Consider the following 14,792-nt stretch of genomic DNA (forward strand, 5'->3'; position numbering starts at 1 on the left):
ATGCGCGTTCCCCCTGCGCTCTTGGCCGGCGCCGCAGGCCTGGCCCTGGTCCTGAGTGCCTGTACGACCGACGCACCCGATGACGAAGCGGCCGAGGGCACCGGCCTGACCCCGGACGAGGAGTGGTTCGACCAGGAGGAGTTCGACGCCCAGCTCGCCCAGCGCGACATCGAACCCGAGGGCGACCCGGAGCAGCCCTGGCTGCAGGCGATCGAACCCGAGTGGACCGACACGGGCGAGTTCGCCGCCGACGACCCGGGCGACTCCACCGTGTGCTTCTCCAACGCCTCGGTGTCCAACCCGTGGCGCGTCACCGGCTTCATCACCATGGAGCAGCAGGTGGAGGCGCTCCAGGAGGAGGGGCGCATCGGCGAGTTCCGGGTCTCCGACGCCGCCGACGACGACAACCAGCAGATCTCCGACATCCAGGCGTTCGTGGACGCCGGGGACTGCGACGCCATCATCATCTCGCCGTCCACCACCGCCACCCTCACCCCCGCGGTGGAGACCGCCTGTGAGAGCGGCGTCCCGGTCATCGTCTTCGACCGCGGGGTCAACACCGACTGCATGGTCACCTTCATCCACCCCATCGGCGGCTACGCCTACGGCGCCGACGCGGCGGAGTTCCTCGTGGACGAACTGGAGCCCGGCTCGACCGTCCTGGCCCTGCGCATCCTCCCCGGGGTCGACGTGCTCGAACACCGGTGGGCGGCGGCCCAGACGATCTTCGACGACAGCGAGCTGGAGGTCCTCGGCTTCGAGTTCACCGGCGGCGACGGCGCCCAGATCAAGGACCTGGTGTCCCAGCACCTGCAGCGCGGCTCGGTCGACGGCATCTGGATGGACGCCGGTGACGGCGCGGTCGCGGGCCTGGAGGCCTTCGAGGACGCCGGCCAGCCGTACCCGGTCATCGCCGGCGAGGACGAGCTGAGCTTCATGCGCAAGTGGGACGAGGAGGACATCACGGCGATCGCGCCGGTCTACTCCAACTTCCAGTGGCGGACCCCGGTCCTGGCCGCGAGCATGATCCTGGCGGGCGAGGAGGTCCCCTCGGAGTGGGTCCTGCCGCAGGAGCCCATCCGCGAGGACGAGCTCCCGGACTACCTGGAGCGCAACGCGGACATGCCGTCCCTGCACTACGCGAAGTTCGGCGGCGAGGACCTGCCGGGCTTCCCCGAGGCCTGGACGGACCGGTAGATGCGCGCGCTGGGGGTCAACACCTGGGTGTGGACGTCACCACTGACCGACGCCGCCCTGGAGCGCATCGCGCCCCGCGTGGCGGGGTGGGGGTTCGACACGATCGAGCTGCCGGTGGAGGAGGTCGGCGACTGGGACCCCCGGCGTGCCCGTGCCCTGCTGGACGGGTTGGGCCTGTCGGCCACCGTCGTACTGGTCATGGGGCCCGGTCGTGAGCTGGTGGCGACCGGCCCCGAGACCCGCGCGGCCACGCAGGACTACCTGCGCGCGGTGGTGGACGCGGCGGCCGCGGTCGGCTCGCCCGTCATCGCCGGTCCCGCCTACGCCTCGGTCGGCCGCACGTGGCGGATGTCCGAGGCCGAGCGGGCCGGGGTCTACGCCGAGCTGACCGACGCGCTGGCGCCCGTGGTCGAGCACGCCGCGGCCGCGGACGTGCGGGTGGCCGTCGAACCCCTCAACCGGTACGAGACCAGTGTCCTCAACACGGTCGACCAGGCCATGACGGCCCTGGCCGACCTGCCCGCGCGGCACTGCGGGCTGGCCCTGGACGTGTACCACCTCAACATCGAGGAGCGGGACGTGGCCGCCGCCGTCGACCGTGCGGCACCGCGCCTGCACCACGTCCAGGTCTGCGCCAACGACCGGGGCGCCCCCGGCGCCGACCACCTGGACTGGCCCGGGATCACGGCCGCGCTGGACCGGGCGGGGTACACGGGCCCGCTGGTCATCGAGTCGTTCACCGCCGACAACGCGAGCATCGCCACGGCCGCCTCCGTGTGGCGGCCCCTGGCGGAGAGCCAGGACGCCATCGCCGTGGACGGCCTGGCGTTCCTGCGCTCCCTGCCCGGCCCGGCGGTGCCGACACGTCCCCGACCCTCACCCAGACGGAGGTAGCGAGAATGCCGCGACCAGTCACCCTGTTCACCGGCCAGTGGGCCGACCTGCCGTTCGAGGAGCTGTGCTCCCTGGCGGCCACGTGGGGGTACGACGGCCTGGAGATCGCCTGTTGGGGCGACCACCTCGACGTCACCCGCGCGGCCGTGGACGACGCGTACGTGGCGGAGCGCCTGGAGATCCTGGAGCGCCACGGGCTGAGCGTGTGGGCGATCTCCAACCACCTGCTCGGCCAGGCGGTGTGCGACGACCCCATCGACCAGCGCCACCGCGACATCCTGCCCGACCGGGTGTGGGGCGACGGCGAGCCCGAGGGCGTGCGCCGACGCGCGGCCGAGGAGATGCGCACCACCGCCCGGGCCGCGGCCCGGATGGGCGTGTCCACGGTGGTGGGCTTCACCGGCAGCGCGATCTGGAAGTACGTGGCGATGTTCCCGCCGGTGGGCGAGGACGTGATCGAGGCGGGCTACCAGGACTTCGCCGACCGCTGGAACCCGATCCTGGACGTGTTCGACGAGGTGGGCGTGCGCTTCGCCCACGAGGTGCACCCCTCCGAGATCGCCTACGACTACTGGTCCACCGAGCGGGCCCTGGAGGCGGTGGGGCGCCGGCCGGCCTTCGGCCTGAACTGGGACCCCAGCCACATGGTGTGGCAGGACATCGACCCGGCGGGCTTCCTGTGGGACTTCCGGGACCGGATCTACCACGTGGACTGCAAGGACACCCGCAAGCGGACGGGCAACGGGCGCAACGGACGGCTGGGCTCGCACCTGCCGTGGGGTGACCCGCGGCGGGGCTGGGACTTCGTGTCGACGGGGCACGGGGACGTGCCGTGGGAGGACTGCTTCCGCACGCTGAACGCGATCGGCTACGAGGGTCCGGTGTCGGTGGAGTGGGAGGACGCCGGGATGGACCGCCTGGTGGGCGCCGCGGAGGCGGTGGACTTCGTGCGCTCCCACTCCTACGACCCGCCGGAGGCCGGCTTCGACTCGGCCTTCGGCGGTCGGGAGACCGAGGAGAAGTAGGCGCTCGCCCCTCGTGGCCGCGGTGCGGGCCCGGGGCCCGGTCCCGCACCGCGGCCGGGACCCGCATCAGGGCCGGGGCCGTCGCCGGGGCCCGGATCACGGCCGGGGCCCATCGCCTGCCACCGGTCACCCGGTCACATCATGGGGGCGATGACCACCCGGTAGTGGCCGCCCTCGGCGGTGGCCACGTCCGCACGGAAGTCGTTGATCCGGTTGACGGAGCGCTGGACCGCGTCGCTGCGCACCCCGCTGGTGTCGGCGGTGGGCAGGTGCTCCCGGACGGACGAGATCGCCTCGTCCACCGACAGCGCGGTCGCTCTGCGCTCCGGCGTGACACTCCAGCCGTCATCGGACAGGCGGCTGATCGCGATCCGGAACATCCCGGTTCTCCCTGCGGTGTCGGAGGGCTGGAGCGCCATTGTCTCCCATCGCCCACGAGCGCGGAAGAGCGATGCGGCGGGGTGTGGACGGCCGTGCCGCGCACACCCCGCCGGACGCCGTCAGACCTCCAGGTCCTCCTCGATGCCCCGGAGGCGGTGCCTGGCCAGGGCCAGGTTGGCGCGTGCCCTGTCCAGCGCGAGGTAGAGGAACAATCCCTGGCCCTTGCGGTTCGTGAGGGGCCGGATCAGGTGGTACTGGCTGGACAGCGAGATGAGGATGTCCTCCAGCCCCTGCTTGAGTCCGAGCTGGTCCATCGTCCGCATCTTGGCCCGGACGACCTCGGTGTTCCCCGCGGCGGCCACGTCCAGGTCCAGGCCGCTGGTCGAGTTGAGCGATCCCAGGGACATTCCGCTGTTGTAGTCCACGACGGCGGCGCCGAGGGCTCCCTCGATCGCCATCATTTCCTTCAGCCCTGCGTCGATGTTCGGCATGTCCTTCTCTCTCCTTGTGGTCATGTGGCGCAGAAACGGCCGTTGGGCCATCCAACGGCGGATGAGGACGCGCCGTGGTTCGAGTCGGCGGCCGGTCACGCGATCACGGAGCCCTTCCATGGGCGGTCGACCGACAGCGAGCGGAGCCCGGTCAGCACGCGTTCGAGCACCGCGCGGTCCACGGTGGACGCGGCTCGGGGCGCGGGCCGGCCGCGCTCGCGCCGGGGCGGGCGGCCCGGGTCCCGACGGCCCGGGTCCCGGCGGGGCGGGGGAAGGCGCGCCGAGCCCGCCAGACCGCGCAGGCGCCGCAGGGCGAAGCCGAGATGGCCCCCGTCCCGCTCCATCCGCACCTGGACGCACAGGTCCGAGCCCTTCAGGACGGCGATCAACAGGTGGTGCTCGGCGTCGGTCACGACCACGTCCTCCACCGCCTCGGCCTCGAACGGGGCGTTGGCGCCGATGGCCCGGACGATCGCCACCGCTTCGGCCGGCCGGTCCTCGGCACCGGCGAGGGAGACCGTCGCGCCCTGTCGCCAGTCGACCAGCGAGACGCTGCGGACTCCGGGTGTCGTGAGCATCTCCCGCAACTGCTGGTCGATGGAGAGCACGGCGGCTCCTTCGGGGAGGACCGGGAGCGACGCGCGTCGGCCCCGGGAACGGTCGAGGCCCTCGGCGGCCCCTGCGGACTCATGACGATAGGACGCGCCGACGCGCACCGCAGGCGTTCCGCGGATTCCCTGACCTTCGTCCAGAAAAGTGGCAAACCGTCACTATCCGGAAAGAAGCGACACAGGACTTTTATTGGCCTTTGGGCGGCATAAAACAGTGGTCGCCCGGAGTGTTCCGGGCGACCACTTCTCTCATGTTCTGGGCGTTTACCGAGGCCCGTGCCGCTGGGGCGTCACAGCCAGACCACCTCGGACGTCTCCAGGTCATAGCGCGCGGGGACGATGTCCAGGCGCCCGGAGTCGACCTTCTCGCGCAGGTCGGCGTCCTGGCGCAGCTGCTCGGCGATGTGGACGGCGTTGGCGCGCACGCAGTCGTCGACGAAGTCCTCGCCGTCGTCGGGCGTGGAGTCGACGACCTCCAGGATCCGCTCGACGAGGAAGCCGATGTGGCCCTCGGGCACTTCACCGCTCTCGTGCGCCTCGACGGCGGCGGTGACCGCGCCGCACGACTGGTGGCCCAAGACGACGATCAGGGGGACGTCGATGTGCGCGGCGTAGCTCAGACTGCCGAGCACCGAGCCGTCCAGGACCTGCCCGGCGGAACGGATGGTGAAGAGGTCGCCGAGCCCCTGGTCGAACACCAGTTCCGGGGGCACCCGGGAGTCGGCACAGCCGAGGATGGAGGCGAAGGGGTTCTGTCCGCCGACGAGTTGGGTCCGGCGGCCCCGGTTCTCGTGCGGGTGGCGGGAGCGGTAGCGGCGCCAGCGGTCGTTGCCCTGCTTGAGCAGGCGCAGGGCGGAGGCGGGGTCCTCGGCGCGCGGCGCGTCCACCGGGTCGGCCCAGGCGGAGGCGGGGAGCGCGGTGACGGTGGCGGCCCCGGCCCCGCCGACGAGGGAGGCGCGTAAGGCATTGCGGCGTGTGATGGCCATGGAGTCAGCTCATATCTACATCAATGGGGCAGAACATGTCCCAATCCCATAAAACGAGGAAAAGCTACTCCCCGCGCCCGGCCGATGACCTGATCGTTGACGCGTTCCTAACGCGGGGCGGCCCGTGGCACGTGCCACACCCGCGGCCGCCTATGCTGTATTACTGACCGATCGTTCGTTTATCGAGCGCCCCGTGACCCCGGCGACACCGTGTCCGCACCCCGTTCACCAGGGACGACCAGGAGGTAGATTCACCTACCGTGCCTCGATCATCCTCACTCGAACCGCCGACCTCCCGCCGAGAGCCGGGCCGGCGCCGTTCCGGCCGCCCCGGCCACGACGCCGACTCCGTCCTGCGCGTGGCCGCGCGCGTGTTCAACGAACGCGGATACGACGGCACGAGCATGGAGGACCTGGCGCGCGCCCTGGGCGTGACCAAGTCCGCGATCTACCACCACGTCACCGGCAAGACCGAACTGCTGCGGCGCTCACTGGACCTGGCCCTGGACGCCCTGTTCGCGGTCACCCGCGAGGAGGCCTCCACCAGCGGGCCGGCCATCGACCGCCTGGAGAACGTCCTGCGGGGCAGCGTCCGGGTCCTGGTGGAGGAACTGCCGCACGTCACGCTCCTGTTGCGCGTGCGCGGCAACACCGAGGTCGAGCAGCACGCCCTGGCCCGCCGGCGCGAGTTCGACCACCTCGTCGCCGGCCTCGTACGCGAGGGCATCGCCGCGGGGGAGATCCGGGACGACGTCGACCCCGCGATCGCCGCGCGCCTGCTGTTCGGCATGGTCAACTCCATCGTGGAGTGGTACCGCCCGGACCGCGGCCTGGACGCCGAGGAACTCGCCGAGTCCCTCTCCCGCATGGCCTTCGAAGGGCTGCGCGCGTAGCGCGTCCGTTGAGGGTGGTAGCCCCCTCTCGCGAAGCGCCCCCGGGCGATGGTGGGCGACGGGCGGGCTGCGCGCGTAGCGCGTCCGTTGAGGGTGGTAGCCCCCTCTCGCGAAGCGCCCCCGGGCGATGGTGGGCGACGGGCGGGCTGCGCGCGTAGCGCTCCGTTGAGGGCGGTAGCCCCCCTCGCGCGCAGCGCGTCCGTGGAGAGTTGTGACCGTGGCCACATCAGGCCAATGCGCATACCCGCGCAGACCTGGTCAATCACCCCTCGGCGTTCCTAGAATCCCTACACCGTCTCCCCCAACGGTTCTTGGAAAGCGGCGCTCGTGACCGACCACATGTCGCAGGATCTACTGACGCCTGCCATCGCCTTCTCCGTCTCCGTGTGCGGCTCGTTCCTCGGGCTGGCCTTCGCCGCCCGCGCGCGGCGGGCCGTGGGCGCCGTCCGGTGGCAGTGGCTGGTCCTGGGCGCCCTCTCGCTCGGCGGCATGGCCGTGTGGTCCATGCACTTCATCGCGATGATGGGGTTCAGCGTCACCGGCGCCGCCATCCGCTACGACGCCTTCCTCACCCTGGTCAGCGGGGTGACCGCCGTCCTGGTCATGGGCGCGGCGCTGACCATGACCATCCGCAAGCGCACCATGCCCTGGATCTTCGCCGGGGGCGTGCTCGCCGGCGCCGGGGTGATCGCCATGCACTACACGGGCATGGCCTCGATGAACACGCACGGCGCGATGCACCATGACCCGCTCTACATCGCCGCCGCCTCGGTCATCGCCTTCGTCGCGGCCACGGTCGCGATGTGGTTCTCCGCGCGGCTGCGCGGCGCGCCCGCCCTCATCGGCGGGTCTCTGGTGATGGCGGTCGCCGTGACGAGCGTGCACTACACCGCGATGATGGGCGTCCACGTCATGGTCCCGGACGCGGTCCGGCCCGGGCCTCCGGACGGCTCCACCGCGTACGACCTCCTGCTGCCGGTGATCATCGGGCTCTTCGTGCTCCTGCTCGTGTGCAGCCTCTTCCTGATGCTCGGCGACGAGGAGGAGCGGGTCGACTCCTTCCGCCCCGACGCCGACGCTCCGCGCGCGCGTGAGACCGCCCCTGGCGCGGTCGGGGACTACACGCCGCGGCACGGCCTGCGGAACACGCCCCCGCCCGCGTCCGACGACGTCTGGCGGCGCCCCCAGCGGTAACGGCGCATCGAGGCCGACCACCGGGTAACCAGTGACGCATGTCACTCCACGTGCGCCCGAACGCCGGAACCGCCCTCCACGCGGGGGACCCCGTCTGCCCACGTTGATTTCACAGCTTGAACTCAAAGCTCAGATTTCAGCCCGAGTTGCGGTCTGGGTCACCTTCTTGTTTATGGTTCTTGAAGGCAAGGACGCCGTGGAGTGCGCTTTACCTCTCGTTGGTGAACTCAACGAGTCGCGCGTTCCCGTGCCCCCCCGGTTGCCGTCACCGAGCACTTCTGGAGATCCCGTGAGCACCACCGCACCAGCCGGACCACACCCGTCCGCGGTCCGACCACCACACCTGCGCTACGTCGTCTTCATCACCGCGGCCGCCGCGCTGGGCGGGTTCCTCTTCGGCTACGACAGCGCGGTCATCAACGGAGCCGTCGAGGGGATCCGGGGCCGGTTCGGCGTCGGATCAGGGGCCCTGGGCGCGGTCATCGCGATCCCCCTGCTCGGCGCCGCCGCCGGTGCCGTGGCCGCCGGACGGCTGGCCGACCGCGTCGGGCGCCCCCGGGTGATGCAGCTGGCCGCGCTGCTGTTCGCGATGAGTGCCATCGGTTCGATGCTGCCCTTCACGGTATGGGACCTGGCGGTCTGGCGTGCCCTCGGCGGCGTCGCCATCGGTATGGCGTCGGTCATCGCCCCCGCCTACATCGCAGAGGTCGCCCCCGCCGCCTACCGCGGCCGCCTCGCGTCCTTCCAGCAGGCCGCGATCGTCCTGGGCATCGCCATCTCCCAGCTGGTCAACTGGGGCCTGCTGACCCTGGCCGACGGCGACCAGCGCGGTACCCTGTTCGGCCTGGAGTCCTGGCAGGTCATGCTGGGCGTCGAGATCGTCCCGGCGGTGGTCTACGGACTGCTCGCGCTGCGCATCCCCGAGTCGCCGCGCCACCTGGTGGCCACCGGCCGCACCGAGGAGGCCAAGCGGGTGCTGGCCTCGGTGGAGGGCGACGGCGGCGACCTGGACGCCGAGATCGCCCGGATCGACGCGCGGATGCGCGGTGAGCACAAGCCGTCCCTGCGCGACCTCATCGGCGGTCGGACCGGACTGCTGCCCATCGTCTGGGTCGGTATCGGCCTGTCCGTCTTCCAGCAGCTCGTCGGCATCAACGTGATCTTCTACTACAGCTCCTCGCTGTGGCAGTCCGTCGGCATCGACCCGAGCAGCTCGTTCCTCTACTCGTTCACCACCTCGATCATCAACATCCTCGGCACCGTGATCGCGATGCTGCTGGTCGACCGGATCGGCCGCAAGCCGCTCGCCCTCATCGGCTCGGCCGGCATGGCCCTCTCCCTCGGCCTGGCCGCCTGGGCGTTCTCGTTCACCACCGAGATCGACGGCGAGATCGCCCTGCCCGACCCGCAGGGCGCCGTCGCCCTGTTCGCGGCGCACGCGTTCGTGCTCTTCTTCGCCCTGTCCTGGGGTGTGGTCGTGTGGGTGATGCTCGGCGAGATCTTCCCCAACCGGATCCGGGCCGCCGCTCTGGGCGTCGCCGCCTCCGCGCAGTGGATCGCCAACTGGCTCATCACCGTCAGCTTCCCGTCGCTGTCCGACTGGAACCTGGCCGGTTCGTACGTGATCTACGCGGCCTTCGCCCTGCTCTCCATCCCGTTCATCCTCAAGTGGGTGCCCGAGACCAAGGGCCGGACCCTGGAGGAGATGGGCTGACCCGCCCTTCCCCGACCCGAGGGGGCCACCGCGACGCGATGGCCCCCTCTCGCGCGAGGAAAACCCGTGGCGCCCCGGACGCGCGCGCCCCTAGGATCGACTCGCCCGGACGCCCCGTGCGCGTGCACGACGGCCGACGACGACGGAGAGGAACGTGCCATGACGGACTTTGTGAGTGGCCAGACCCCAGTCTTCCCGATCGTCCGCGAGACCTGACGGACCCCATCACGCGGTCCCACGGCTCGCATCCCAGAGAGCCTGTCGTGAGTACACACAGCACTTCGTCCACCCCGTCCCACCCACTGGACGCCCTCGGCTGGAACGCCCGGGTCGAGGCCGCCTTCGACGGCGTCGCGCTGTCCAGCGAGCACGTCCTGCTGCCCGCCCGCGTCTCCGCGGCGCGCAGGGGCGGCGCCGAGATCCGCCTGCCCGGCGTCCACGACGCCGTCTTCGCCCCCGCGGTCCGCAGGGCCGCCCACTCCGACCCCTCCACCGCTCCGTGCAGCGGTGACTGGGTCGCCGTCCGCCGCTCCGGCGACGACTGGCTCGTCGAGGCCGTCCTCGAACGCGCCGGCACGCTCGTCCGCCAGGGCGTGGCCAAGGACTCCTACGACCAGGTCCTGGCCGCCAACGTCGACTACGTCCTCATCTGCGAGGCCGCCGACCAGGGGCCCAACGTGGGCCGCCTGGAACGCTTCCTCAGCCTGGTCTGGGCCGGCGGCGCCACCCCGGTGGTCGCCGTGACCAAGGCCGAACTGGCCGGGGACCGCCTGCCCGAGGTCGTCGAGCTGGTCGAGTCGGTCAGCTCCGGCGCCGACCTGTACACCGTGAGCGCCCATACCGGCCAGGGTCTGGACGCGTTGGCCGCGCGCCTGCTGCCCGGCACGACCTGGGTCCTGCTGGGCACGTCGGGCGCGGGCAAGTCCAGCCTGGTCAACGCGGTCGCCGGCCGTGCCCTGATGGACACCGGCGAGATCCGGCAGGACAAGCGGGGGCGGCACACCACCACCCACCGCCAGCTGCTCGCCCTGCCCGGCGGCGCACTGGTCCTGGACATCCCGGGCGTGCGCCGGATCGACGTGCCCGGCGACGAGTCCGGGGTCGACCGGACCTTCGCCGACATCCTGGCCCACGCCGAGGAGTGCCGCTTCCGGGACTGCTCGCACGAGTCCGAGCCCGGCTGCGCGGTCCAGGCCGCCATCGGCGAGGGCGAGCTGGACGCCCGCCGGCTGGACCGGTGGAACCGGCTGCGCCGCGAGTCCGAGTGGAACCGCTCGCGTGGCGACCAACGGATCCGCGGGGAGCGCAAGCGGCAGTGGAAGGCCCTGGACAAGGCGGCCAGGGACGCCGGGCGGCGCAAGCGCGACCACCTGTACTGACCGGGCGCTCCCTCGCCGCATCCCCCGGGGGCCGCCGCGGTCGCGGCGGCCCCCGGGGCCGGTCTCAGAACCCGAAGGCGCGACGGGCGTTGCCCGCGATGACCCCGGCGAGCTCGTCCTCGTCCATGCCCTTGGCCCCGGCCAGCGCGCGCAGCGTGTGGGGCACGAGGTAGGGGGCGTTGGGGCGGCCCCGGTAGGGCTTGGGCGTGAGGAAGGGGGCGTCGGTCTCCACCAGCAGCAGCTCCGGCGGGGCGGCCGCGGCCGCCTCGCGCAGGGGCTCGGCGCTGGCGAAGGTGACGTTGCCCGCGAAGCTCATGAAGTAGCCGTGCTCGGCGCAGACCTTGGCCATGTCGGCGTCCCCGGAGAAGCAGTGGAAGACCACCCGCTCCGGCGCGCCCTCGTCGGCCAGGATCCGGAAGACGTCGTCGTGCGCCTCGCGGTCGTGGATCATCACGGCCTTGCCGTGGCGCTTGGCGATGTCGATGTGCCGGCGGAAGGACTCCTCCTGGGCCCGCGCGCCCTCGGGCCCGGTGCGGAAGGTGTCCATCCCGGTCTCGCCGACCGCCACCACCTGCGGCAGCGCGGCGAGCTCGGCGATACCGTCCAGGGCCTGGTCCAGGGCTGCGGCGCCCCCGGCCGCGCGCACCTTGCCCGCCCAGTCGGTGTCGTCGACCTCGACGCCCTCGGCACCGTCGCCGTGCACGATCCGCGGCGCCTCGTTGGGGTGAAGGGCCACGGCGGCCCAGACCTCACCCGGATGGGCGGCGGCGGTCTCGGCGGCCCAGCGCGAGGACGCCAGGTCCACGCCCACCTGGACGAGCGGGGTCACGCCGACGGCGCGTGCCGCCGCGATGATCTCCTCGACCTCCGGCGTCTGCATGTCCATGTGCGTGTGGCTGTCGGCCACCGGCACGCGCAGGGGCTCGGGGGCCGGCGGGGGCGTCTGCTCGTTGCGCTCCCGGACCGCTCTCCCGCTGCGTTTACCCACGTCTGCGCCCACCCTTCTCGATCGATCGTCGGCTCGATACTAGGTGCCCGCACCGCATGACCGGCACGCGCGGACCCGGGCGGTTGACAGGGCATTGACTCAATGACTTAATACATTAACTGATTACTCATCGACCGACTCCGAACAGAACGGACGGCACGTGCGGACACTGACGTCGGACCTCCTCGACCCCCTGGGGCACAGCGTGTCCCTGCCAGCCCAGCTCCTGTACGCCCAGAACATCGGCGCGGGACTCTCGCTCGGCATCGCCCTGTGCGCGATGCTGGCCATGGCGCTCCCGGCCCTGCGCATCCGCACCGGAGCCTCCGGACCCGCCCTGTTCCGGGTGGGCCCGCTCCTCGGCCTGACCGCGGCCGTGGTGGCGACGATCGCCGCGGAGATGTACGTGCGCGACTTCAGGATCTGGCACTTCGCCTTCCTGATGACGGTCATCGTCGCCGTGGGGGTCTGGCTCCTGGCGCGTTCGCGGCGCGCGGTCTCCGCCCGGGGCGAGAGCGCCTCCCGCACGACACCGCTCGACGAGGGCGTCACCGCCCGGAGCTGGTTCGCCGCCTCCCTCCTCGGCTTCGTCGCCGTGATCGGCGGCGGCATCCTCGTCCTGTTCGCCCTGGGCGCCCCCGAGGTCCTCCTCCTGCCCTCGTTCCTGGTCGCCGCGGTGCTCGCCGCGGTCGTGGCGGGCGACCTGACGGCCAATCTGCTGCTCCGGTTCCGGGCCCGTACCTACCGGGCCGAACTGCGCCCGCGCGGGGTGGCCACGGTGCTGCCCGCGAGCCGTGCCGTCGGCGTCCTCGTGCTCTGCGCGGCGGTGACCTGCGCCGGTTTCGCGATCGCCGTGGGCGAGTACCGCATGACCGTGATCGCCGCGTGCGCCCCCTACCGCGACCTCGCGCTCTCCGATTGGGCCGACACCGTCGGACTGGGCATGATCGGCGTCGCCGCGCTCGTGACCACGGCTCTGGGCGCGGTCGGCGTGCTGGTCGCCGCCGCCCGGCCCGCCATCGCCTCCCTGGAGCCCGCACGGGACCTGGCTCTGCGCCGCCTCTCCACCGCACGGACGGTGTGCGCGGTCGTGGGCGCCCAGATCGTGCTCGCGGGCGACCTGATTCCGGCGACCGTCTACGCGATCCGGCCCACCGATCCCAGGGAGTGCTCGCCGACGCACAGCAGCCTCTACACCCAGCCGGGCTGGCTCCCCGACGGTGGCCACCCGGGTGCGCTGCTGCTCCTCGGCGGCCTGGCCGTGTCCCTCGGCGGATGCCTGGTGTGGGCCATCGCGACCTGGCGGTCCACGGTCCGCGCGCTCGCCCCCTTCGCCGAGGCACCCGCCCGCGAGCCCGCCGGCACGCCGGACGGCCGCTGACCACCCCGAACCGAAGGGAACCCCGACATGTCGGCCCTCACACCCGATCTGGTCACCGACCAGGCGCGCTCGTGGATCGGCGGCCTGCTGCCCTGGATCATCATCGTGTCCGCGCTGCTCGCCACGGTGCTGCCCGCACTGCGCCCGCGGGGCGGCCGCGCCTTCGCGCGCTCCTTCGGGGCCGTACCGGCCCTGGGCACGATCGGCACCGTCGTCATCGCCGTCGCAGTGTTCGCCTACCGCGTGGACTGGGCGATCATCACCCTGTTCCTGGTGGCCGTCGCGATGGGCGTCGCCGCGTCCGTCCGTGCCGTCCGCAAGGCGTCCCTGCGCGAGGAGGTCCTGCCCGCCCCGACCGACCAGGAGACGCTCCTGCGCAAGTGGTGCACCGCGTCCCTCCTGGGCTTCCTGGCCACGGCGGTGGCGGCGACGGCGACGGCCGTCCTGATCGTCCTCGGCGAGCACGACCGCCGGTACACGCTGGAGGCCTCGGTCCACGTCGTGGCCCTGCTGGGCGCGGTCGTGGTCGGCGACCTCGCGGCCAACCTGCTGCTCAGGGTCAGGTCGCGCACGTACCAGGCCGAACTGCGTCCACGCGGTGTGACGACCGTGGTCTCGCGCGGAACCGTCGCCGGCGTCCTCATCCTCACCGCCGCCGTGTCCGTGGGGGCGGTCGCCGTCAACATCGGCGAACAGGTCATGGCCCACGCGGCCGAGTGCCCGCCGGTGCGCTACCTCGGGCTCTCCGAGATCCGGGACGTCCTCGGGATCGGTCAGCTCGGACTGGTCGGGCTCGTGGTCACGGCCCTGGGCGCGATCGGCGTCCTGGTGGCGGCCGGACGTCCCGCCATCGGCTCGCTCTCCCCCGCCTCGGACCGGGCCCTGCGCCGGCTCTCGGCGGCCCGTACCGTGTTCGCCGTCGTCGGTGCCCAGATCGTCCTCGCGGGCGACCTGGTACCGGGCACCGCCTACGCCTTCCTTCCCGTCGATCCGAGGTGCCACGTGGACTACGACTTCGGCCACCTGCCGCCGAACTGGCTCCCGGGCCCCTACCAGCCCGGTGCCGTACTCGCCCTGACCGGCATGGCCGTGTCCGTCGCGGGGTGCGCCGTGTGGGCGGCCGCGACGTGGAGGGCCTCCACCCGTGCCCTCGTCTCCTTGGCCGAGGCCTCTCCCACGAGCTCGCCCGCGGCCTCCGCCGCGGGCACCGGCGGGGCGGACCGCGACGAGCGGGACCCCCGATGATCATCGAGGTGGAGCCGCGGGGACCACTCCCGCCCTACGAGCAGATCCGCAGACAGATCCTCGCCCTGGTCGTGTCCGGCGAGCTGGCGCCCGGAGCCCGCCTGCCGACCATCCGACAACTCTCCGGGGACCTCAACGTGGCACCCAACACCGTGGCACGGGCGTTCCGGGAACTGGAGGCCGTCGGCGTGCTCTCCAGCCGCAGGCGCCACGGGACCTCGGTCACCGACGACGCCCGTGAGCACGCGCGCGCGGCGCTCTCCGGCGCCGCTCCCCCGCCCGCCGCGGGCACGGCGCCACCGACGCGGCCGCCGGACCTGGAGGAGGCCGCGCGCGCGTTCACCGCTCACGCGCACGGCCTGGGACACGGCCTGGACGAAGCACTCGAAGCCGTCCGCAGGAGCTGGTGACAG

General features: G+C 72.3%; 15 protein-coding genes. 10 read left to right on the top strand and 5 right to left on the bottom strand.

Going from position 1 to position 14,792, the window contains the following annotated elements; translation table 11 throughout:
• The 3 genes from DFP74_RS06325 to DFP74_RS06335 are packed head-to-tail and all read left to right on the top strand — an operon-like array spanning position 1 to position 3,116.
• Complete coding sequence (locus tag DFP74_RS06325; protein ID WP_121180844.1) at positions 1-1,197, top strand: substrate-binding domain-containing protein; 1,197 nt, start codon at positions 1-3, stop codon at positions 1,195-1,197.
• Positions 1,198-2,091, top strand: a complete 894-nt coding sequence (locus DFP74_RS06330; RefSeq protein WP_121180845.1) for a sugar phosphate isomerase/epimerase — start codon at positions 1,198-1,200, stop codon at positions 2,089-2,091.
• Positions 2,092-2,096: 5 nt separating this feature from the next.
• Entirely contained in the window at positions 2,097-3,116 is a 1,020-nt protein-coding gene (locus tag DFP74_RS06335; RefSeq protein WP_121180846.1) for a sugar phosphate isomerase/epimerase, read from the top strand.
• 134 nt (positions 3,117-3,250) lie between these two features.
• Here DFP74_RS06335 and DFP74_RS06340 read toward each other — a convergent pair whose 3' ends face one another.
• The 4 genes from DFP74_RS06340 to DFP74_RS06355 all read right to left on the bottom strand — a co-directional run bounded on the left by DFP74_RS06340 (position 3,251) and on the right by DFP74_RS06355 (position 5,585).
• Positions 3,251-3,496, bottom strand: coding sequence for a hypothetical protein (locus tag DFP74_RS06340; RefSeq protein WP_121180847.1), 246 nt, complete (start codon positions 3,494-3,496; stop codon positions 3,251-3,253).
• Positions 3,497-3,616: 120 nt separating this feature from the next.
• A complete protein-coding gene (locus DFP74_RS06345; protein ID WP_121180848.1) occupies positions 3,617-3,988 on the bottom strand; it encodes a hypothetical protein in 372 nt (123 codons plus the stop codon).
• A gap of 95 nt (positions 3,989-4,083) precedes the next feature.
• Positions 4,084-4,596 (bottom strand): hypothetical protein, encoded by a 513-nt coding sequence (locus tag DFP74_RS06350; protein WP_199725505.1) that lies wholly within the window; start codon positions 4,594-4,596, stop codon positions 4,084-4,086.
• Between the two features lie 293 nt (positions 4,597-4,889).
• Entirely contained in the window at positions 4,890-5,585 is a 696-nt protein-coding gene (locus DFP74_RS06355; protein ID WP_121180849.1) for a carbonic anhydrase, read from the bottom strand.
• Between the two features lie 359 nt (positions 5,586-5,944).
• Here DFP74_RS06355 and DFP74_RS06360 point away from each other — a divergent pair, with 359 nt between their 5' ends.
• The 4 genes from DFP74_RS06360 to rsgA all read left to right on the top strand — a co-directional run bounded on the left by DFP74_RS06360 (position 5,945) and on the right by rsgA (position 10,765).
• Positions 5,945-6,478 carry a TetR/AcrR family transcriptional regulator gene (locus DFP74_RS06360; protein ID WP_121180850.1) on the top strand — a complete coding sequence of 178 codons (534 nt, stop codon included), beginning with the start codon at positions 5,945-5,947 and terminating at the stop codon, positions 6,476-6,478.
• 327 nt (positions 6,479-6,805) lie between these two features.
• Complete coding sequence (locus tag DFP74_RS06365) at positions 6,806-7,672, top strand: MHYT domain-containing protein (protein WP_121180851.1); 867 nt, start codon at positions 6,806-6,808, stop codon at positions 7,670-7,672.
• 289 nt (positions 7,673-7,961) lie between these two features.
• The gene (locus DFP74_RS06370; protein ID WP_233570830.1) at positions 7,962-9,386 is read left to right on the top strand and encodes a sugar porter family MFS transporter; all 1,425 of its coding nucleotides are present in this window, start codon (positions 7,962-7,964) and stop codon (positions 9,384-9,386) included.
• Between the two features lie 263 nt (positions 9,387-9,649).
• Positions 9,650-10,765, top strand: a complete 1,116-nt coding sequence (gene rsgA, locus DFP74_RS06375) for a ribosome small subunit-dependent GTPase A (protein ID WP_199725513.1) — start codon at positions 9,650-9,652, stop codon at positions 10,763-10,765.
• A gap of 64 nt (positions 10,766-10,829) precedes the next feature.
• Here rsgA and DFP74_RS06380 read toward each other — a convergent pair whose 3' ends face one another.
• A complete protein-coding gene (locus DFP74_RS06380) occupies positions 10,830-11,753 on the bottom strand; it encodes a TatD family hydrolase (RefSeq protein ID WP_121180854.1) in 924 nt (307 codons plus the stop codon).
• A 160-nt stretch (positions 11,754-11,913) separates the two neighbouring features.
• Between DFP74_RS06380 and DFP74_RS06385 the strand changes: the two genes are divergently transcribed.
• Genes DFP74_RS06385 through DFP74_RS06395 form a run of 3 tightly spaced genes read left to right on the top strand, consistent with a single transcriptional unit; the run spans position 11,914 to position 14,789 of the window.
• The gene (locus DFP74_RS06385; RefSeq protein WP_121180855.1) at positions 11,914-13,134 is read left to right on the top strand and encodes a hypothetical protein; all 1,221 of its coding nucleotides are present in this window, start codon (positions 11,914-11,916) and stop codon (positions 13,132-13,134) included.
• Positions 13,135-13,161: 27 nt separating this feature from the next.
• Positions 13,162-14,379 carry a hypothetical protein gene (locus tag DFP74_RS06390; RefSeq protein WP_121180856.1) on the top strand — a complete coding sequence of 406 codons (1,218 nt, stop codon included), beginning with the start codon at positions 13,162-13,164 and terminating at the stop codon, positions 14,377-14,379.
• Positions 14,376-14,789, top strand: a complete 414-nt coding sequence (locus tag DFP74_RS06395; RefSeq protein WP_121180857.1) for a GntR family transcriptional regulator — start codon at positions 14,376-14,378, stop codon at positions 14,787-14,789. The genes DFP74_RS06390 and DFP74_RS06395 overlap by 4 nt, the downstream gene beginning before the upstream one ends.
• Positions 14,790-14,792: the final 3 nt, after the last annotated feature.

The organism is Nocardiopsis sp. Huas11, assembly GCF_003634495.1.
Classification (GTDB): Bacteria; Actinomycetota; Actinomycetes; order Streptosporangiales; family Streptosporangiaceae; genus Nocardiopsis.